The sequence below is a fragment of the Rhodococcus sp. Z13 genome, from assembly GCF_025837095.1.
Classification (GTDB): Bacteria; Actinomycetota; Actinomycetes; order Mycobacteriales; family Mycobacteriaceae; genus Rhodococcus; species Rhodococcus sacchari.
On sequence record NZ_CP107551.1, the window covers coordinates 4,497,669 to 4,518,757 of the forward strand.

At 71.1% G+C, this 21,089-nt stretch carries 15 protein-coding genes; 7 read left to right on the forward strand and 8 right to left on the reverse strand.

Translation table 11 applies throughout. The features are described from left to right. The first annotated feature begins 24 nt into the window (after window positions 1-24). Entirely contained in the window at window positions 25-435 is a 411-nt protein-coding gene (locus tag OED52_RS20585) for an SdpI family protein (protein WP_264152667.1), read from the forward strand. 65 nt (window positions 436-500) lie between these two features. Next, window positions 501-1,460, forward strand: coding sequence for a DUF1648 domain-containing protein (locus tag OED52_RS20590; RefSeq protein WP_264152668.1), 960 nt, complete (start codon window positions 501-503; stop codon window positions 1,458-1,460). A gap of 7 nt (window positions 1,461-1,467) precedes the next feature. Here OED52_RS20590 and OED52_RS20595 read toward each other — a convergent pair whose 3' ends face one another. After that, window positions 1,468-2,085: a YqgE/AlgH family protein gene (locus OED52_RS20595; protein WP_264152669.1), complete on the reverse strand. Its 618-nt coding sequence runs from the start codon at window positions 2,083-2,085 to the stop codon at window positions 1,468-1,470. 4 nt (window positions 2,086-2,089) lie between these two features. Then, complete coding sequence (locus OED52_RS20600) at window positions 2,090-2,770, reverse strand: TetR/AcrR family transcriptional regulator (protein WP_264154786.1); 681 nt, start codon at window positions 2,768-2,770, stop codon at window positions 2,090-2,092. Window positions 2,771-2,937: 167 nt separating this feature from the next. On the opposite strand from OED52_RS20600, the gene OED52_RS20605 reads away from it, so the two are divergent. Both OED52_RS20605 and OED52_RS20610 read left to right on the forward strand, forming a co-directional pair. Continuing rightward, window positions 2,938-3,885 carry an NAD-dependent epimerase/dehydratase family protein gene (locus OED52_RS20605; protein ID WP_264152670.1) on the forward strand — a complete coding sequence of 316 codons (948 nt, stop codon included), beginning with the start codon at window positions 2,938-2,940 and terminating at the stop codon, window positions 3,883-3,885. Between the two features lie 40 nt (window positions 3,886-3,925). Next, window positions 3,926-5,206 carry an MFS transporter gene (locus OED52_RS20610; RefSeq protein ID WP_264152671.1) on the forward strand — a complete coding sequence of 427 codons (1,281 nt, stop codon included), beginning with the start codon at window positions 3,926-3,928 and terminating at the stop codon, window positions 5,204-5,206. On the opposite strand, the gene OED52_RS20615 is transcribed toward OED52_RS20610, so the two are convergent. The 6 genes from OED52_RS20615 to OED52_RS20640 all read right to left on the reverse strand — a co-directional run bounded on the left by OED52_RS20615 (window position 5,123) and on the right by OED52_RS20640 (window position 14,004). After that, a complete protein-coding gene (locus tag OED52_RS20615; protein WP_264152672.1) occupies window positions 5,123-6,262 on the reverse strand; it encodes a sulfate/molybdate ABC transporter ATP-binding protein in 1,140 nt (379 codons plus the stop codon). The two genes, OED52_RS20610 and OED52_RS20615, sit on opposite strands and share 84 nt — an antisense overlap. Beyond that, window positions 6,259-7,044 carry an ABC transporter permease gene (locus OED52_RS20620; protein WP_264154787.1) on the reverse strand — a complete coding sequence of 262 codons (786 nt, stop codon included), beginning with the start codon at window positions 7,042-7,044 and terminating at the stop codon, window positions 6,259-6,261. The genes OED52_RS20615 and OED52_RS20620 overlap by 4 nt, the downstream gene beginning before the upstream one ends. 20 nt (window positions 7,045-7,064) lie before the next feature. Further along, complete coding sequence (modA, locus tag OED52_RS20625) at window positions 7,065-7,814, reverse strand: molybdate ABC transporter substrate-binding protein (protein WP_413247777.1); 750 nt, start codon at window positions 7,812-7,814, stop codon at window positions 7,065-7,067. Window positions 7,815-7,816: 2 nt separating this feature from the next. Next, window positions 7,817-8,221, reverse strand: coding sequence for a TOBE domain-containing protein (locus OED52_RS20630; protein WP_264152673.1), 405 nt, complete (start codon window positions 8,219-8,221; stop codon window positions 7,817-7,819). Window positions 8,222-8,312: 91 nt separating this feature from the next. Then, entirely contained in the window at window positions 8,313-12,383 is a 4,071-nt protein-coding gene (locus OED52_RS20635; RefSeq protein WP_264152674.1) for a bifunctional nitrate reductase/sulfite reductase flavoprotein subunit alpha, read from the reverse strand. 166 nt (window positions 12,384-12,549) lie between these two features. Then, entirely contained in the window at window positions 12,550-14,004 is a 1,455-nt protein-coding gene (locus tag OED52_RS20640) for a CCA tRNA nucleotidyltransferase (protein WP_264152675.1), read from the reverse strand. Window positions 14,005-14,079: 75 nt separating this feature from the next. Here OED52_RS20640 and OED52_RS20645 point away from each other — a divergent pair, with 75 nt between their 5' ends. From OED52_RS20645 to murJ, 3 genes are read left to right on the forward strand one after another with little or no spacing between them, the layout of a single operon-like run. Next, complete coding sequence (locus OED52_RS20645; RefSeq protein ID WP_264152676.1) at window positions 14,080-14,694, forward strand: NUDIX hydrolase; 615 nt, start codon at window positions 14,080-14,082, stop codon at window positions 14,692-14,694. Next, window positions 14,691-17,162 carry a DUF6049 family protein gene (locus OED52_RS20650; protein WP_264152677.1) on the forward strand — a complete coding sequence of 824 codons (2,472 nt, stop codon included), beginning with the start codon at window positions 14,691-14,693 and terminating at the stop codon, window positions 17,160-17,162. Before OED52_RS20645 ends, OED52_RS20650 begins: the two co-directional genes overlap by 4 nt. Then, entirely contained in the window at window positions 17,159-21,046 is a 3,888-nt protein-coding gene (gene murJ, locus OED52_RS20655; protein ID WP_264152678.1) for a murein biosynthesis integral membrane protein MurJ, read from the forward strand. The genes OED52_RS20650 and murJ overlap by 4 nt, the downstream gene beginning before the upstream one ends. Window positions 21,047-21,089: the final 43 nt, after the last annotated feature.

Here is a 21,089-nt window from a genome sequence, read left to right on the forward strand (position 1 = left end):
CCGTCCGGCGCGTATCCTGGTCGGGTGCTGATCGTCGCTGTCCTGCTCTTCGTGCTCGCTCTCGTCGTCGGCGCGGTGGGTGTCGCGGCACTGACCGGCAAACTTCCGCGCAACCGCTGGGCCGGTGTGCGCACCCCCGAGTCGTTGCACGACGACACCACGTTCTCGCTGGCCAACAAGGTCGCCGCCCCGAGCATGCTCGGCTCCGCGGTCCTCCTCGCGCTCGGTGGCGTCGCGTCGCTGACCCTGCCCACCCTCGCCGGGATCATCGCGATCGTCGTGACCGTGGTCGCGGCCCTGTTCACCGCCGGTGCCGGCGGGTCCGTGGGCGCGCGGGTCGCAACGGCCGCCAAGAAGAAGGCCGACGAGACGGCCGGTTGCGGCACCTCCTGCGGCTCGTGCAGCCTGCGCGGGGCCTGCGAACCGACCGCCTGAGTCCCCGCTCCCACACTCCCGTCGCCGTCCGGCGGCGCATCCGGTCCCGCCTCTACGCTGTCGCCATGCCGACGACGTCGCGTCAAATCGATCCCGCCGGGGTACTGCTCGGACTCATCGTCCCGGTGCTGTGCGCCGGGACCGTGCTCCTGCTCACCCGCTCGTGGCTGCCACGGTTGCCCGAGCAGGTCGCCACCCACTGGTCGGGCACGACCCCCGATTCCTTCGGTTCCCCGATGTCCTCGGCGTGGACGGCGGCGCTGATCGTCCTGCTCGTCGGCGGCGGGTGCTGTTCGATCGCCGCGCTCGCCCAGGCACAGCTGATGATGCGCCGCTACATGCTCGCGACGGGACTGGCGGTCACGGGGACGATCACCGTGCTGTTCCTCGCCGCGCTCGGCGCCCAGCTCGACACGACCGGTCCCGAGCAGGTCTCCCTGCCCGGCTGGACCGCGATGGCCGGCATGTGGGTGGGCGCGGCCGTGGGCTGGCTCGGAGGCCGGCTCCTCCGCGACGGCCGGGAACGCAAGCGGGCGAGCTCCGCCCCGGACCCGGCGTTGCCACGCGGCCGCGCCGAACTGCCGATCGTCGAGCAGGTCGGTGTCGGGACGGGCACCGTGGTGGTGCTGTCGCTGCTGATCGCCGTTCCGGCGCTGCTCGTGTGTGCGGGTACGAAGAGCTGGTGGCCGCTCGGGTTGTTCGTCCCCGTCGCCCTGCTCGTGCTCGGTCTGCTGCGCTTCACCGTGATCGTCGACGAGGCCGGCATCCGGGTGTCGAACCTGTCGGCGACCGCACTGGAGTACGGGCTCGAGGAGATCACCGGTGCGAAGGTGATCGAGACGCAGCCGTTCGGGGACTGGGGCGGCTGGGGTCTGCGGGCGAAGGGCCGCGGCCGCTACGGGGTGGTCACGCGCAGCGGGCCCGCCGTGGTCGTCACGATGGCGTCCGGCCAGGAACTGACCGTCACGACCACCCGGGCCGAGGAGATCGCGGGGGCGCTCAACACGCTCGCGGACCGGCGCTGACGGGACCTCAGTTGCGTTCGACCTCGATGGGGTGGGTCGCCAGCAGCGCCAGGGGCAGGGGCTGGCGGCGCAGCACCCGCGCCCACAGGTCGATGTGCGGGGGCGCGAGCACGTCGTACGGCAGCGCCGAGACCACCATCCAGTCGTCGTTGCGGAGTTCGCCGTCGAGCTGCCCGGCGCTCCACCCGGCGTAGCCCGCGAAGATGCGCACGCCCTCGACGTAGTGGGAGATGTGACCGGGATCGGCGTCGAGGTCGATCATCACCACACGCCCGTCGACGTGGCGGATGCCGGGCACCTCCGTGATGTCGGTGCCGATCCGGAGGGTACCGAGGCACAAGGCGGAGCTGCGGTGGACCGGGCCGCCCACGAACAGGGCTTTCGGGTCGGCGGCGAGCCACGACCACTGCGGGAGCATCGCGTCGACGGCGGTGTCGCTGATGCGGTTGAGCACGACCCCGAAGCTGCCCGCGTCGGTGTGCTCGATGATGTAGACGACGGTGCGCCGGAAGGTCGGTTCGGTCAGGTCGGGCGCGGAGACGAGCAGACTCCCGGACCGCACCCTGGGGGTCGTGGGAGCGGTGCGGTCCTCGGGTTCCTCCTGATGCTGCGCCACGTCAGTCATTCTGTCACCGCGACGGGTCCCGCGTATCGCGGAACCCGAGGGTGTGTGCAAGCAGTCCGAGATGGTGTTCGAAGACGATTGCGGGATCGGGGAAGGTGTCGGCGCCGTACTGCCCGAAGACCTCGAATCCGACGGCTCCGAAGAGGGCGGACCACGCCCAGATCCCGCGGGCGATCACGGAATCCGGCGCGGTGAGCTCGAACTCGGAGCGGATGCGCCCGAGGGGTTCGGTCAGCTGCTCGAGTTCGGGGAGGGGTGGCAGGTCGTCGTGCAGCGCGCCTGCGGAGTGGGCGTCGTCCAGGAGTCGGGCCAGGCGCAGGATCACGCGGGTGCCCGGTGGGGTGGTGCGTTCGGCGGGGGCTACGTAGCCGGGGACGGGGCTGCCGTAGAGCAGGCCGTAGCGCGCCGGTTCGGCCAGCGCCCAGGTGCGCACGGCGCGTCCGAGGGTGAGGAACCGGTCACGGTGGTCGGCGGGGTCCACCGCGTCGACGGCCCGGTCGACGGCGTCGCCGAGTTCGTCGTAGGCGTCGACGACGAGCAGGGTGAGCAGTTCGTCGCGGCTCGACACGTAGCGGTAGACGGCGGAGGAGACGACGCCGAGGTCGCGGGCGACTGCGCGCAGGGACAGCGCCGCGGCGCCGTGGGTGGCGAGGTGCTCGCGGCCGATCCGCAGGATGTCGGCCATGGTCCGGGCGCGGGCCCGCTCACGTGGTGTCGTCACGCCGGGTCATTCTGCTCATTTTCGTGAGCACCGTCAACAAAAGAGAGCACTGCTCTTGACAACAGCGTCGCCGGAGAGGATCGTCGGAACCGAAAGAGAGCAGTGCTCACATTTCCCGGAAGCGAGGAATCATGTCGGATCTCCAGGTCGTCGCCGGTGCCGGACCCGTCGGCTGGACCATCGCGGAACAACTTGCAGCACAAGGCCATCGGGTGCGGGTGCTCACTCGCTCCGGGAGCGGACCGGACCACCCGGCCGTCGAACGGCTGCGGGTGGACGTCAACGACGCCGACGCCCTGTCTGCCGCCCTCGTCGACGAGGACGGAACCGCCGCCACCGCCGTGTACATGTGCATCCACGGCTCCGCCTACCGCGCCGATGTGTGGGCACGCGAACTGCCGGCCGCCGAGCAGATCGTCCTCGACGCAGCCGCACGACTGTCCGAGAAGACGGTCGTCGTCTTCCCGGAGAGCCTCTACTCCTACAGCGAGCCGCACCGGGTCATGACCGAGGACTCCCCCCGCGAGGCCACCACCGGCAAGCGTGGTGTCCGGCGGCAGCTCCTCGCCGCCCGCGACGCCCACCGCGCACCGACGGTGAGCGTCGTGGCGTCGGATTTCTTCGGCCCGCGGGCACTGAACGCCATGGCCGGGGAACGCATGGTGCCCACCGTGCTCGCCGGGAAGAAGGTGCGGGTGCTCGGCTCGGCCGACCTCCCGCACTCGTTCACCTACGTCCCCGACCTGGCCGCGACGATGATCGCGGCGGCGGGGGAGCCGGCGGTGTGGAACTCCGTGCTCCACGCGCCCACCGGCCCGGCCGTGACGCAACGCGAGATCGCCGCCGCCTTCGCCCGCGCCGCGGGCCTGCCGGCCCCCGCGGTGGGCACGATCCCGTCCTGGCTGGTGCGGGCAGGTGCCGTGATGAACCGGGACATGGAGGAACTGGCCGAGATGCTCTACCAGTTCACGGCGCCGTTCGTCATGGACTCGGCGTACACCGAACGGACGCTCGGCCTCGCACCCACCCCGCTCGACGAGGCCGCGGTCGCGACCGTGGCGTGGTGGCGCGACCGCTGAAACCGGGCAGAGACCGCACGACCGGATAGTGTCGACAGTCGTGCGGAACTCTGGGCGACCGGCATGGCGATCGACAGGGGCGGCCCTGCGGCGGTCGCCGGGGCTCGTGCGCCTGACGACGGTGCGGTTCGCCGGTCAGTTCGGCGACGGCCTGTTCCAGGCGGCGCTCGGCGGCGCCATCCTGTTCAACCCCGAACGGCACACCGATCCGCTCGCGATCGCCGCGGGATTCGCGGTGCTGCTGCTGCCCTACTCGGTGATCGGCCCGTTCGCCGGGGCGCTGCTCGACCGCTGGGACCGCCGGCTGGTGCTGCTGTGGGCCAACCTGCTGCGCGGCACGTTCATCGCCGCCACCTCGGCGGTGCTGCTCACCGGCGGGCCGCAGACCCCGCTCATGCTGCTCGCTCTCGCCGCCGTCGGCGTCAGCAGATTCGTGCTCGCCGGGGTGTCGGCGTCACTGCCGCACGTGGTGTCGCAGTCGTGGCTCGTGCCGGTGAATTCCGTTCTGGCCACGGCGGGTTCGGGGGTCTCTGCTGCCGGGGCGGCGGTGGCGGTCGCGACCATCGGCTTCGTCGGAGCGGGCGACACCGGGTCGGGGGTGGCGGTCCTGCTCGGAGTGAGCGGATCGATCGTCGGTGCCGTCGCCGCCGCGGGATTCGCGCAGCGCGCCCTCGGTCCCGACGGGGCACGTCCCCGCGCCGTGGTCCGCACCGTCCTGGCGGGTCTGCGCACCGGCCTCGGGGCCGTCCTGGAAGCCCCCGGCGTCACCGTCGCCATGATCGGAATCGGCACGCACCGCATCGTGTTCGGGATCGACACCCTCGTCATGCTGCTCGTCCTGCGCACCAACGAGGACGACTCCGCGGTGATCGCGGGGTTCGCCGGTTTCGGTGTGGCGGTGGCGTGCACCGCCGCCGGGATGCTCCTCGCGGCCGTCCTCGCCCCGATCCTCATCCCGCGGCTGGGCCGGCCGGGCACCGTCACGGTAGGGGTGGCCACCGCGGCCGTCGTGCAACTGACCCTCGTCACGACGCTCTCGTCCGTCACCCTGCTCGTCGCGGCGTTCCTGCTCGGCCTGGCCGGGCAGACCATCAAGCTCACCGGCGACGCGGCGATGCAGATCGACATCGACGACGCGCGGCGCGGTCAGGTCTTCGCATTGCAGGACACCGTCTTCAACATCGCCTTCCTCACCGCGATCGCGGCGGCGGCGTTCGTCATCGCCCCCGACGGCCGGTCACCGCTCCTCGTCGTCGCCGGTGGGGTGATCTACCTGCTCGGTCTCACCGCCGTGCTCGTCGTGCGCCGTACGCGGCTGTGATCGGACTGCCGTGGAGTGGATGCCGACCTCGGTGGCCTTGACGACGAACCACACCGTGCTGCCCGGGTGGACGTCCAGTTCCGCCAGCGCGGCGGTGGTGATCTCGGCGGCGATGCCGGTGGTGGAACGGACGAGCACCGTCGCTCCCCGGGCCTCGAGTTCCGCGACCGTCACCCGCAGCGCGTTGCGGGGACTGCCGTGCGGCAGCTCCGGATAGACGGCGACGGCGGACGGGGTGAACACAGCGACGGCGGGCAGGCCCGGCGCGCAGTCGGGATCGAGACGACCGTGAACGAGACCGTCGGCGGTGTCCAGAGCGTCCTCGCGGAGGATGCCGGTGACGAGATTCGTCCCCGCGATCCGGGCACCGAAGGCGCTGCGCGGCCGTGTGAGCACCTGCCGGGCCGGACCGTCCTCGACGATGCGGCCGTTCTCGAGCACGACCGCCCGGTCGGCGAGGGCGAGGACGTCGAGCGGATCGTGGGTGACGAGCAGGGCTGTGCGGCCGGCCTCGCGCAGCACCCGCCGCAGCAGCGCCCGCAGCACCGGGGTGGCGGTGACGTCGAGAGCCGACATCGGTTCGTCGAGCAGCAGCAGGTGCGGGTCCGCGGCGAGCGCGCGGGCGAGCGCGACCCGCTGCGCCTGGCCACCCGACAGTTCGTGGGGGCGACGGTCTGCGAGGTCCGTCGCGTCGACCTCCCGCAGCCAGTGGGCGGCCCGAGCGCGGGCCTCCCGGCGGCCGAGTCCGGCGCTGCGCGGCGCGAACTCGACGTTCCCGGCGACCGTCAGGTGCGGGAACAGCAGTGCCTGCTGGGCGAGCAGCACCACCGACCGGTCGTGGGGCGGCACGGCGAGGCCGGTCGCGGTGTCGGTGAGGACGCGACCGTCGAGTTCCACGCACCCCTCGTCGGGGCGCAGCAGGCCGGACACCACACCCAGCAGGGTCGACTTGCCGGCACCGTTGGGGCCGAGCACCGCGACGATACTGCCCTCCGCCACCTCGAGGTCGACGTCCACATCGCGGGCGGCGACACGGGCCCGCACGCTCAGGCTCACCGCACCGGATCCTTCCGGCGCGAGTGGACCGTCGCGACGATCACCACCGCCACCGCGATCAGCACCAGCGACAACGCGACCGCAGCGTCCGGATCGGTCTCGCGCTGCAGGTAGATCTCGAGCGGCAGGGTCCGTGTCACGCCCTGGAGACTGCCCGCGAAGGTGAGTGTCGCGCCGAATTCACCCAGGGCACGGGCGAATGCGAGCACCGCACCCGAGACGAGACCGGGCAGCACGAGAGGCAGCGTGATGCGGCGGAAGACGGTGGTGGGCCGTGCTCCGAGGGTCGCGGCGATGTCCTCGTAGCGGGACCCGGCGGTGCGCAGGGCCCCTTCGAGACTCGTCACGAGGAACGGCAGCGCCACGAACGTCTGGGCGAGGACCACCGCGGTGGTGGTGAACGCGATCTGGATCCCGAGGGCGTCGAGATACTGCCCGAGCAGCCCCCGCCGGCCGAAGGTGTACAGCAGGGCGATGCCACCGACCACCGGAGGCAGGACCAGCGGCAGCAGCACGAACCCGCGGATCACCGACAGCCCGGGGAAGTTGCTGCGCGCCAGCATCACGGCCAGCGGAACACCGAACAGCACACACAGCGCCGTGCTCGCCGCGGAGGTGCGCAGGCTCAGCAGGAGAGCGTCGACGGAGGCGGGGGAGGTCACGAGGGCGGGAAAGTGCGCCCAGTCGACGGTGAGCACCATCGCGAGCAGGGGTACGACGACGAACAGCAGTGCCACCGCGGCGGGAACGAGGATCCACCGCGGCAGCCCGGTCGCCCGCAGTCCAGTCGCCGACGGCCCGCTCACGGTGCCCCGAAACCTGCCTCGTCGAGCACGGCACGTCCGTTCGCCCCGGTGACGAAACGCACGAAATCCCCGGCGCGACCGGAACTCTGCGAATTCTCCAGGGCGGCGACGAGATAGACGTTGACGATCTCCGCGGCCTGGGGGACGGCGACGGCCGTGACGGCGTCGCCGGCACCGACGGCATCGGTGACGTAGACGAGACCGGCGTCGGCCTGCCCCGAGGTGACCTTGCCGAGCACATCGGTCACGGCGGACTCCTCCGAGACGGGAACGATGTCCACCCCGGTGGCCTCCTCGAGGCGGGTGGTCGCCGCACCGCACGGCACCTGCGGAGCACACACGACCACCGAGATCCCCTCGGCGGTGAGATCGGCGAACATCCGGATGTTCTTCGGGTTCCCGGGTTCGGTGACGATCGTGAGGGTGTTGGTCGCGAAGGAGGCGGGTTCACCGGCGACGAGACCCGCCGCGACGGCGGCGTCCATCGTGCGGGTATCGGCGGTCGCGAGGACGTCGCCGGGTGCGCCCTGCTCGAGCTGGGCCACGAGGTCCGACGACCCCGTGAACGACAGTTCGACGGTCACACCGGGATTCGCGTCCTCGAATCGTTCGGCGAGCTCGGTGAACGGTGCCTTCAGCGAGGCGGCGGCGAAGACGGTCAGGGTGTCCGCGCCGTCGGCCCCCGACCCGCACGCGGCCAGCACCGGTACCGACGCCAGTACTGCGGCCGCTGCGACGGCACGAATCCTCACTCGGACCCTCCCGGGGTTTCGACGATGACGTTGGTGGCCTTGACGACGGCGACCCCGATACTGCCCGGTTCCAGACCGAGTTCCTGCACGGCCTCGGTGCTCATGAGGGAGACGACCCGGTGCGGACCGCACTGCATCTCGACCTGCGACATCACGGCATCGGAGACCACCCGGGTGACCAGACCGACGAAGCGATTGCGGGCCGAGCTTCCCACCCCGAGCGGGTCGGGGGCCGATTCGGCCTGCGCGCGGGCGAATTCGGCGAGCTCACGGCCGTCGACGACCTTGCGCCCGGCGGCGTCCTTACCGGCGTGCAGCAGACCCTGGTCGATCCAGCGACGCACCGTGTCGTCGCTGACACCCAGCAGTTCCGCGGCGTCGCGGATGCGGATCTCGCTCACCTTTTTCCCCGCAGATATGGCATGGAGGCGAGGTTAGCTCCGCATCTGCGGATCCACAAGGTTGTCCACAGCTGTCAGTGATCCACAGTTGTCAGTAGACGTCGCGCACGTACCGCTTCTCGGCGGCGAGCTGCTCGACGTAGGCGTCCGCGGCGTCCCGGTCGAGGCGACCGTGGGCCTGCACCACCTCGCGCAGCGCCACGTCGACGTCCTTGGCCATGCGACCCGCGTCGCCGCACACGTAGAAGTGGGCGCCGTCCTGCAACCACTTCCACAGCTGCGCGCCGTGCTCGCGCATGCGGTCCTGCACGTAGATCTTCTGCCGCTGGTCGCGGGAGAACGCCAGCCCCAGCTCGGTGAGGAAACCGTCGGCGTGCATGGACTCGATCTCGTCGCGGTAGAGATAGTCGGTCGATTCCCGCTGGTCGCCGAAGAACAACCAGTTGCGGCCCGTGTGCCCGGACTCGCGGCGGTCGTGGAGGAACGCGCGGAACGGGGCGATGCCGGTACCCGGACCGACCATGATCATGTCGGTCTCGGGGGCGGGCGGGCGGAAGTGTTCGTTGCGCTGCACGAAGATCGGGATGTCCACGCCCTTGCTGTGGTCGGCCAGGAAACTCGAGCACACGCCCGCGCGGGAGCGGCCCTCGAACTCGTAGCGCACCACCGACACCGTCAGCTGCACCTCGCGGGAATCGGTCTTCGGACTCGACGAGATCGAGTACAGGCGCGGACGCAGCCGGGTGAGCAGACCCTTCCAGTCCTCCCAGGGAGCCTTGAAGGGGTACTCGGAGATGACGTCCATCGCCTGCCGGCCCCACAGCCAGCGCTGCAGTTCCATCTTGTTGCCCGGTCGCAGCAGCTTCGCGAGTTCGTCGCTGCCGCTTTGCTTCTGGACGAAGCGCAGCAGTTCCGGCGTCACGCGGGTGATGTCGAGATGCCGGGTCGCGGCCTCGCGCAGCGGCACGGTGGGGAAGTCGCCGAGTTCGACGGCCGTCTCGGGGTCGAGCGCGGTGACCTGCAGCCACTCGTCGACGGCCTCCGGACCGTTGGTGGGCATGACGCCGAGAGCATCGCCGGCCTCGTACTCGAAGGCCGGGTCGAAGATCTCGAAACCGAACTGCCGCACGTCCTTCGCCGATCCCGGTCCGCTCAGTGCGGTGTTGCGGGTGATCCGGGTGACGAGCGGCGAGTTGCGGGTGTAGGTGGGGGAGGGGAGGGCCGCCGCCGGCGCAGCGGTGGTCGCCGAGCCGCCCAGGAGGGGCACGAGGGTGCCGAGCCACTCGTGCGCGACGGCGTCCTCCCCGGGTTCGCAGTCCACCCGCGCCGTGAGGCGGGTGGCACCGAGTTCGGCGAGACGCTCGTCGACCCGGCGCCCGAAGCCGCAGAAGTCGTCGTAACTCGAATCACCGAAAGCCAATACCGCATAGCGTGTTCCGGGAATCGACGGCGCACCGTCGGCAGCGAGTGCCCGCCAGAACGCACCGCCGTTGTCCGGCGGGTCACCGTCACCGAAGGTGCTCGTGACGACCACCAGTTCCTCGATCTCCGCGAGCGCGGCGACGTCGAGGTCGTTCAGGCCGATCAGCCGGACGGCACGACCGGAGTCACGGAGCCGCTGCACACACACCGCGGCGAAGGATTCGGCGTTGCCGGTCTGCGATGCCCAGGCCACCACGACGGCCGACCCGTCGCTTGTCTCCTCGGTCGTGATCGATTCTGCCGGAACCGGTTCGGGAACCACCGTGGTGTGCGCGTACATGCCCGCGAGCAGACCGTCGACCCAGGCCCGCTTCTCGGCGGGAAACGGAGCGGTGGACGGAAGAACCGGTGCCGCAACCACATCGGCGGCACGCAGACCGGCGAGCAGACCCGCCAGGTAACCGCGTTCGGTGTCGTCGAAGGTCGGCGCCGGCACGCCCTCGAGACCCAGCGCCGACTCGAGCCGGGAGAAAACCGAATAACCCTCGACAGCAACGGATCCGACGTCGACCTTCCGCAGCGACACGGCGCAGACCTTGAACTCCGGTTGCAGCGACGCCGCGTCGACGGCGTCGTTGGTCACCGCGTTGATCGTGAGATCGTCGCCGAACAGGTCGTTCCAGTGGAAGGGCGCGAAGCACAGGCCCGGCGCCACCCGGTCGGTCACGCGGGCGGGCAGCACCGCGCGACCGCGCCGGGAGGCGATCTCGACCCGATCGCCGTCGGAGATCGACAGGCGCTCCGCATCCGACGGATCGATCTCGACGAACGGACCGGGATCGAGCTTGTTGAGTTTGTCGACCTTGGCGGTCTTGGTGAGGGTGTGCCACTGGTGCTGCACGCGCCCTGTGTCGAGGACGAAGGGGTAGTCGTCGTCGGGCAGTTCCACGGCCGGCACGTGCGGGCGGGGGAAGAAGCGGGCCCGGCCGTCGGGGGTCGCGAACGCCAGCCGTGGCCGGCCGCCGGCCCCACGCACCACCGGGGTGCGGCTCGTCCCGTCGTTGACGTACCGGATCGGGTGCCGGCTCGCGGTGGACTGCGGCGGGCACGGCCACTGCACCGGCCCCTCCCGCAGCCGCTCGTAGGACACGCCCCGCAGGTCGTAACCGGTCTGCGGGTTCCAGAAACCGGTGATCTCGGCGAAGATCTCCTCGGCGCTCGAGTGGTCGAAGGCCTCCGCGAAGCCCATCTCCTGTGCGACCCGCGCGATGATCTGCCAGTCGGGCAGTGCCTCACCGACCGGTTCGACGGCCTGCTGCAGCAGGTTGAGGGTGCGGTCGGAGCCGACCGTCACGTACTCGGATTCGGCCCACAGCGCGGCCGGCAGCAGGATGTCGGCGTACGCGGCGGTCTCGGTCTCGAGGAAGACGTCCTGCACGATCACCAGTTCGGCCTTCTCGAGTGCCTCGAGAACGGTGCGGCGGTTCGCCACCGACGCCACCGGATTGGTGCAGATGATCCAGCACGCCTTGATCTCGCCCGCCGCCATCCGGGCGAACATGTCGACGGTGCCGCCACCACCCTCGGCGCGGAGGGTGCCGCGGGGCAGCGACCAGCGGTCCTCCACGAACGTGCGGTCGTCCTCGGACAGCACGCTGCGCTGCCCGGGCAGGCCGGGACCCATGTAGCCCATCTCGCGGCCGCCCATCGCGTTGGGCTGCCCGGTGAGGGAGAACGGGCCGCTGCCGGGACGGCAGATCGCGCCCGTCGCCAGGTGCAGATTGCACAGCGCATTGGTGTTCCAGGTGCCGTGCGTGCTCTGGTTCAGGCCCATCGTCCAGCAGCTCATCCAGTTACCGGCCTCACCGATCCACCGGGCGGCGGTGCGGATGTCCTCCTCCGGGATGCCGGTGATCTCGGCGACCACCTGCGGGGGATAGTCGGCGAGGAACTCCTCCATCGCCTCCCAGCCGTCGGTGAACTCCTCGACGAACGCGCGATCGACGTGCCCGTTCTCGACGATCAGGTGCAGCAGACCGTTGAGCAGCGCGAGGTCGGTGCCCGGCGCGATGCGCATGAACAGGTCGGCCTTGTCGGCGGTCGCGGTGCGGCGCGGGTCGACGACGATCAGCTTCGCGCCGGCCTTGACGCGGTCCATCATCCGCAGGAACAGGATGGGATGGCAGTCGGCCATGTTCGAACCCGTCACGAAGAACAGGTCGGTCTCGTCGAAGTCCTCGTAGGAGCCGGGCGGGCCGTCGGAACCGAGCGACTGCTTGTAGCCGGTCGCGGCACCGGCCATGCACAGTCTCGAGTTGGACTCCATGTGCGAGGTGCGCAGGAACCCCTTGGCGAGTTTCGTCGCGAGGTACTGGGCCTCGAGCGACATCTGTCCCGACACGTAGAGGGCGACCGCGTCCGGACCGTGCTCGGCGACGATCTCCTTCAGCCGCCGGGCGGTCTCGGCGATGGCGGCGTCGACCGGCGTGGGCACCGGCGTGCCGCCGCGCTCGCGACGGACGTGGGCGGTCTCGAGCCGGCCGCCTGCGACGAGCATCTCGGCGCTGGTCGCGCCCTTCGTGCACAGCCGGCCGCGGTTGGTGGGGTGGTCCTTGTCGCCGTACGCCTTGACCACCCGTCGCCGCCCGGTCGCCGGATCGACCGCGACGTCGAGGAGCATGCCGCATCCCACCCCGCAGTAGGAGCAGGTGGATTTCACCGTGGTGATCTCGTCCTGCATCCGCATCTCCTCGACACCGTCTCGACTACGCCGGTGTCCATGCTGGAGAAGAGGTGTTGCGGCGGCGTCACCCGCGGTGAGCACGCGGTGACATCTGGCTCACGGCGCCGTCACGGCGATGTGAGGTCGATCTTGCAGGCTCGATCCACCCGCCTGCGGTGCAGGCTCACTCCTTCGGCTGCTGCGCCCACCACTCGAGCAGGGCTGCCTCGGCCTCCTCGCGTTCGAGGGGGCCGCGGTCGAGCCGCAGTTCCTTGAGGAAGGTCCACGCTTTGCCGACCGTCGGACCTGCGGGGATCCCGAGGAGTTCCATGATCGCGTTGCCGTCGAGGTCGGGCCGCACCTTGGCGAGATCCTCCTCGGCCGCGATGCGCTCGATGCGCCGCTCGAGATCGTCGTAGGTGGCCTGCAGGGCCGCCGCGCGCCGCTTGTTGCGGGTCGTGCAGTCGGCGCGCACCAGCTTGTGCAGGCGAGGCAGCAGCGGCCCGGCGTCGTGCACGTAGCGGCGCACCGCCGAGTCCGTCCACTGGCCCTGGCCGTAGCCGTGGAAGCGCAGGTGCAGGAAGACCAGGCGGCTGACGTCCTCGACCATCTGCTTCGAGTACTTCAGCGCGCGCATGCGCTTGCGCACCAGCTTCGCGCCGACCACCTCGTGGTGGTGGAAGCTCACGCCGCCCTTGGGCTCGTTGCGCTTGGTGTCGGGCTTGCCTATGTCGTGCAGCAGCGCGGCCCAGCGCAGCACGAGGTCGGGGTCGCCGTCCTCGAGGTCGATGGCCTGCTTCAGCACGGTCAGCGAATGCCAGTAGACGTCCTTGTGCTGGTGGTGCTCGTCGATCTCGAGCTTCATGGCGGGGATCTCGGGGATCACCCGCTGCGCGAGACCGGTCTCGACCATCGTGTCGATGCCCTCGAGCGGGTAGTCGCCGAGGATCAGCTTGTCGAGCTCGGCCTGCACCCGTTCGGGGCTGATCCGCAGGATCTCGTCGGCCATCGCGACGATCGCCGCGTGCACGCGGTCGGTGAGGGAGAAACCGAGCTGGGAGACGAAGCGGGCCGCGCGGAGCATGCGCAGCGGGTCGTCGTGGAAGGAGTCCTCCGGCTTGGCCGGGGTGTCGAGCACACCCGCGAGCAGGGAGGTCATGCCGTCGAGCGGGTCGACGAACTCGCCGGCTCCGTCGGGGCCGATGCGCACGGCCATCGCGTTCACGGTGAAGTCGCGGCGCACGAGGTCGTCCTCGAGGCGGGTGCCGTAGGCGACGATCGGGTGGCGCGACACGCGGTCGTAGGCGTCGCTGCGGAAGGTGGTGATCTCGAGCTGCTCGGGTCCCTTCACCGCGCTGACGGTGCCGAAGTCGATGCCCGTGTCCCATTGGTGGTCGACGAAGCCACGCAGCAGCTCCTGCACCTTCTCGGGGCGCGCGTCGGTGGTGAAGTCGAGGTCGGTGCCGAGCCGTCCGAGCAGCGCGTCACGGACGCTGCCGCCGACGAGGTACAGCTCGTGTCCGGCCTCGGCGAACCGCGCACCGAGCGGTGCGAGGACGTCGGACAGATCGCGCAGAGTCGCCTCGGCTCCGGCGACGAGCCGGGTACGACGGTCGGTGTCCGCGGTGGGGGAGTTCACGTCTTTGCACCTTACCGAGCAGCGGGTTCGCGTGGTTGAGCCGGGACCGACGCCCGTCCATCTACTATCTATGAGGTGTCGCCCGCCGAACGTGCCAACCGTAACCGCCGCAGCTCGCGGCGGCGAGGCGCGGGCGCGAAGAAGACCTCGCACGGAGCCTCTCCCGGGGCGTCCGCCACACCCGGTCCGAGACTGCGGACCGTGCGCGAGACCTCGGCCGGTGGGCTGGTGGTCGACGGCCTCGGCGGGCCGCCCGAGAAGCTGTGCGCCGCGTTGATCGGCCGCACCGACCGGCGCGGCCGTCTGCTGTGGTCGCTGCCGAAGGGACACATCGAGCGCGGGGAGACCGCAGAGCAGACCGCGATGCGCGAGGTCCGCGAGGAGACCGGGGTGGACAGCACGGTGCTCGCCGAGCTCGGCAGCATCGACTACTGGTTCGTCACCGAGGGACGCCGCGTCCACAAGACCGTGCACCACTATCTGCTGCGTTATCTGGGCGGTGAGCTGTCCGACGCGGACGTCGAGGTCACGGAGGTCGCGTGGGTGCCGCTACGGGAGCTGCGGTCGCGGCTGGCCTATGCGGACGAACGCAAGCTTGCCGACATCGCCGACCGGCTCATCGCGGAGATGGACCCGGCGCGGATTCCCGGCCTCGACGAACCGGGCGAACCGGGGGCCCGGCTCGGATGACGGTGCTGGTGTCCCGGACGGGCGCCGCGGTTCTGACCGTGCTCGTGTTCGTCCTCACGACGATGGGTGCGGCGACCCTGTCGGTGCTGGGTGTGCCGGCCGCCGCCGATCCCGCGTCCGCCTCCGAACAGACCGGCACCACCGATCCCCGTTTCCTCGAGCTGCGCATCGACGAGGTCACCCCGAGCGTGGTGACGATGGTGAGCGAGCCCGTGGTCACCGTGCGCGGCACCGTCACGAACATCGGCGACCGGGACGTCACGGACGTGTGGGTGCGGCTGCAACGCGCCCCTGTGGTGTCGACCGCCGCCGAGCTGCGCACCTCCCTGTCCCTCGACCAGGCGGGATACGACACCGTCGGTGAGTTCGAGGAGGTCGCCGACCTGATCGAGCAGGGGGAGAGCACCGAGTTCACCCTGGAACTGCCGCTGCGGTCCGAGCTCGTCCCGTCCCTCGACATCGAGACCCCGGGTGTCTACCCGCTGCTCGTCAACGTCAACGGCGTCCCCGAGTACGGCGGTGCCGCCCGTCTCGACGACGCGCGGTTCCTGCTCCCGGTCCTCGCCGTGCCCGCGAGCGACGAGGTGACCGAGGACGCCGCGAGCACCGGGGCACGCACGTCGAACATCGACGGGGCGGTGATCGACGTGGGCGACGAGGCGTTCCCCGCCGTGCCGCCCGACGTGTCGCGACCTGCGGCGACGACCATGCTGTGGCCCCTGGCCGACCGGCCGCGGCTCGCCGCGGGCCTGCCCGGCTCGCACACCGAACCGGTGCGGCTCGTCGATGACGACCTGGCCTCCTCGCTCGCCGAGGGCGGCCGGCTCGACGGGTTGCTGCGCGCGGTGGAGGACACCGTCCGCACCGAACCGCGCGTGCTCGAGGGTCTGTGCCTCGCGGTCGACCCCGATCTCCTCGTCACCGTCGTGAACATGACCCGCGACTATCTCGTCGTGGACGACCCCGCCGACCCGACCGGCCCGGCACGGCCGGGGGCCGGCAGCGAGGCGGCCTCGGCCTGGCTCGAACGGCTGCGCACCCTCGCGGCCTCCACCTGCACGGTGGCGCTGCCGTTCGCGCAGGTGGACCTGACCGCCCTCGCCGATCTCGGCGACCCCTCGCTCACGGAGGCGGCGCTCGTCTCGCCCGCGCGCATCGTCGACTCGATCCTCGGTGTCACCTCGCTCCCCGGCGTGGTGTGGCCCGACTCCGGGGTGCTCACCGAGAAGACCGGCACGATGCTGGTCTCGGAGGGCCCCACCACCGCGCTGATCGCTGATTCCGCGGTCGAGGGCGGCAACTACCTGCTCGCCGACACGTCGGGCGCGTCCCGGGTGCCCGGTCGCAACGGCTTCCGCATCTCGGGGGTCTCCGGGCTCACCGCGGCACTGTTCGACTCCTCGGCGTCGGCTGCCCTCGCCGGGATGGGCTCGGATCCGCAGACCCCGTCCTTCGTCCCGTCGACGGCACGCTACGAGCTGTCGGGTGACTCGCCGACGGCCCGGCTCCAGGACGCGCTCGGCGCCCTGGCCTGGCCCGGTCTGCTGCCCACGGTGAACGAGGCGACGGGACGGGAACTGCCGCCGGCGGGCCGCTCGGTGCTGTTCGCGCCGCCGCAGACGTGGACGCCGTCGCCCGGCGAAGCGGGTGCCGTGATGTCCATGCTGTCCTCGCTGGTCCGCGCGGGGCTGACGACGCCACGTCCGCTGTCCGCCCTGGTCGACGCCGCGGCGAGCACCGCGGACGCCCCGTCGTCGGTGCTGCTCGTCTACCCGGAACAGGCCATCACCGACGGGGCCGCGGCGCCCGTGGTGACGGACGCGGGGGAGCAGGTGCGACGCCTCGACGCCCTGCAGACCGCACTGGTGGAGGACCCGCAGGCCCAGCTGACCCCGCAACAGTTCACGACACCGCTGCGCGAGGACCTGTTGCGCGCGATGAGCCTGGCGGGCCGTCGCGGCGACGATCCCGACGGCGCGGCCGCGGTCGCCGAGCAACGATCCGTGGAGGTGCGCGAGGCCGTCGAACGCATGTACGAGGCCGTGACGGTCATCTCAACCGGCGGTGTCTACACGCTGACCTCCGAGCAGAGTCCCCTACTGTTGACGGCGCGCAACGATCTGCCCGTGGGCATCACCGTGCGGTTGCACGTGGACGCGCCCGAGGCGATGAACATCACCGACATCGGGCCGACCCAGCTTCCGCCGCGCGGCAGCCGCACGCTGACGGTGCCCGCCCAGATCAGCGACTCGCGGAAACTCGAGCTGGAGTTCGCCCTCACCACCGAGTCCGGTCTGCCTCTCGGTAGTCCGACGACCGTGACGGTACGTTCCAATGCGTACGGCCAGATCCTCGCCGTCGTCACGGGGTGCGCGGGGGCCCTCCTGCTGTTCCTGGCGGGCAGACGGCTCCTGCACCGGTTCCGCGGTGAGCCGGATCCAGCCGACGAAGGGTACGAACGACCATGACCGGGAACTCCACCCGCGACGATCTGGAGGGGGAGCGGCTCGGGTCGCCCACGACCTCGCCGGACCCGACCGGAACCGGAACCGGATCCGCCGAGACCGAGACCGGGGCCGAGACCGGGCCGGCGCCCCGCCGGAAGAGCCAGAGCCTGCTCGCCGCGACCGGCTCGATCGCCGTCGCCACCCTGGTCAGCCGCATCACCGGCTTCCTCAAGCAGCTGCTCATCCTGACGCTGCTCGGGGCCGGGGTCGCGTCGTCGTTCACCGTCGCCCACCAGATCCCCAACATGATCTCCGAGCTGGTGCTCGGCGCGGTCCTCACCTCGATCGTCGTGCCCGTGCTGGTGCGCGCCGAGCGGGAGGACCCCGACGGCGGTGAGGCCTTCGTCCGCCGGTTGTTCACCGCCGCGCTGGTGCTGCTCGGCACCGCGACACTGCTGGCGGTGGCGGCTGCCCCGATCCTCACCACGCACGTCTTCCTGGACGAGTCCGGCAAGGTGTCGACGTCGCTGACCACGGCGCTGTCCTATCTGCTGCTGCCGGCGATCCTGTTCTACGGCCTGTCCGGCCTGTTCACCGGCATCCTCAACACCCGGCAGGTGTTCAAACCCGGCGCGTGGGCGCCGGTGTGCAACAACGTCGTGGTGCTCACCGTGCTGGTGATCTACTACCTGATGCCGGGGGAGATCACCCTCGACCCGGTGCGGATGAGCGACCCGAAGCTGCTGGTCCTCGGCATCGGTGTGCTGCTCGGCGTGGTGACCCAGGCGATGTGTCTGGTGCCCGCGCTGCGCCGCGAGGGCATCAACCTCAAACCGCTGTGGGGTCTCGACGACCGGCTGCGCCAGTTCGGTGGCATGGCCGCCGCGATCGTGCTGTACGTGCTGATCAGTCAGGTCGGCATGATCTTTGCGACGCGCGTGTCGTCGGGCGCCGACGAGGCCGGTCCCGCGATCTACAACAACGCGTGGCTGCTGCTGCAGCTGCCCTACGGGGTGCTCGGCGTGACGGTGCTGACGGCGATCATGCCGCGGCTGAGCCGCAACGCCGCCGCCGACGACACCCCCGCCGTGGTCGACGACCTCTCGGTCGCCACGCGGATGACGATGATCGCACTGATCCCGATCGTCACCTTCCTGACCGTCGCCGGCGCCCAGGTCGGAGCCGCACTGTACGGCTACGGCAACTTCGGGTCGGGCAACGCCGAACGTCTCGGCGAGGCGGTGAGCTGGTCGGCGTTCACCCTCATCCCGTACTCGCTCGTGCTCATCCACCTGCGCGTCTTCTACGCCCGCGAGCAGGCGTGGACCCCCACCTGGATCATCCTCGGCATCACCGCCGTGAAGATCGGGCTGTCGGCGCTCGCGCCGGTCGTAGCCACCTCCGACGACCAGGTGGTGCTGCTGCTCGGCGCGGCCACCGGCGTCGCCTTCATCGTCGGTGCGTTCATCGGCGGTTTCCTGCTGCACCGCACGCTCGGCGACCTGAAGATGGCGAACGTCGGACGCACCGTCTGGCAGGTCGTGGTCGCCTCCGCGGCCGCCGCGGTCGTCGTGCTGGTCGCCGACCGGTTGCTGCAGCTCGACGCGCTCGCCGACCGCTTCGGCGGCATCGGCTCGTTCGTGCGGGTCGGTATCAACGGCGTGCTGATGCTGCTGGTCGCCGGTGTCGGGATGTACCTGTTCAAGATCCCCGAGGTCCTGGCGATCGAAGCCGCGGTGCGGCGGAGGATCACGGCGCTGCGCGGTGGCGGCGCCGCGCCCGTCGAGGACGTCCCGGCCGAGGAGACCACCCCGGCCGACGAGGACGCGGCGCTGCCGCTCCCGACCGTCCCGCGCGAGCGGTACCGGCAGTCCGACGCGGAGAAGACCGTCGTCCTGCCGCGGATCGACTACGGCGAGTACGGCGTGGGCCCGTACGACGCCATCACGGAAGTCATGCCTGCCATCAGGGACGTGCCCGGTCGCATCGATGCGCACCGGCAACTCCCGTACCCTGATCGGCAGCAGGTTCGATCGGGGAGCCGCCGCCCACGGTTCTTCGCGGCCCCGAACGGCGACCCGCGTCTGCGCACCGGAAGTGGACGAGTCGACAACGAAGGAGTGAGGGTGAGCGACGACCACGCTGCCGGCAAGTCCACGATCGATGCCGCCACGCGGGAGACCCCCGCGCAGGCCGGGAAGGCGCAGCCGGCGAAGCCCCGGCCCGCAGGTGCTCCGGGGCAGGCCCCGAAGCCCGCGACGCCGCGCGACCCCCACGTCGACACCGGGGTCCTGCCCGTCGGTTCCCCGCAGCTGCCGCCGGTCCGCGTGGCCGGTCCCGCCCCGCGCCGCACGATGCGCGGCCCGGATCTGGTCGCCGGTGCGTCGGTGGCCGGTGGCCGCTACCGCCTGCTCGCCCCGCACGGTGGTGCCCGCGGGCTGCGGTTCTGGCAGGCCCTCGACGTCAAGCTCGACCGTGAGGTCGCCCTGACCTTCGTCGACGCCGAGCAGCGCTCCACCGACGGCACCGGCCCGGACTCGCCGCAGGCAGTGCTGTCGCGCACGCTGCGTCTCGGCCGCATCAACTCCCCGGGTCTCGCCCGCGTCCTCGACGTGGTGCGCGGCAGCTCCGGCGGCATCGTCGTCTCCGAGTGGACGCCCGGCAGGTCGCTGCGCGAGATGTCCACGACGGAGCCCTCACCGATCGGTGCGGCCCGCGCCATCCGCGCGCTCGCATCCGCGGCGGAGGCCGCGCACCGGGCCGGCAGCGCGCTGTCGATCGATCATCCCGACCGGATCCGCATCAGTGTCGCCGGCGACGCCGTGCTGGCCTTCCCGGCGACCTTCTCCGACGCCGACGCGATCTCCGACGTGCACGGTCTCGGTGCGAGCCTGTACGGCCTGATCACCGGCCGGTGGCCGCTCGGCGAGCCGTCGGCCCCGGGGCAGCCGCCCGCACAACACCACAGCGGCGCCACCATCGGCGGGATGCCGCAGGCCGAGAAGGGCGACAACGGTCTCCCTGTCGAGCCGCGGGTGCTGCGGCCGGAGGTGCCGTTCGAGATCTCCGCGGTCGCCGTGCGGGCGCTGTCGGAGGACGGCGGTATCCGCACCGCGGCCACCGTGCAGCACATCCTCGACCAGGCGTCGGTCGTCGACCAGAAGACCGACATGATCCCGGCGCTGCGCATCGGCCAGCGCGCCACCGCGGCGGAGCCCCACGCCCTCGCCGACCCGGAGGCACTCGAGCAGAAGAAGAAGCACTCGCAGCGGATGATCGCGGCGCTCGGCGCGCTCGGTGTCGCGACGGTGCTGCTGCTCGCGCTCATCGGCTGGTGGATCGCGAACCTCCTCGCGGGCGACGCGAACGACGCGCCGCTGACGAGCCAGGAGTTCGGTCTCACGCCGACCAACGAGGCACCCGCCGATCCGGGGTCCGAGGCCGCGCCGGCACGTCCGGCGGCGACGGTTCCGGTGTCGGCGACGGCGGTGTCGGTGTTCTCGCCGCAGGGCACCCCCGATTCGCCGGCCACCGCGTCCCAGGCCATCGACGGTGATCCCGACACCGCGTGGAGCACCGACGCCTACTTCGATCCCTTCCCGTCGCTGAAGAACGGTGTGGGACTGATGATCACGCTGGAGAAGGCGGAGGAGCTCGCGTCGGTGAAGGTCACCACCGACGCGCCGGGCACCGTGGTGGAGATCCGCAGCGCCCCGTCGGAGTCGACCTCGCTCGACCAGACGCAGGTGATCGGTTCGGCCACACTGGCTTCCGGTGAGACCACCATTCCGGTCGACGCGGACGGCCCGACCTCGCACGTGCTGGTGTGGATCACCGATCTGAGCACCAGTGGTGGCAGCAACAAGAGCTCGATCTCCGAAGTGGAGTTCGAGGCCGCACGCTGATCGCGTAGACCCCGGTGGGCACGCGCGGATCGGCTACCATCCG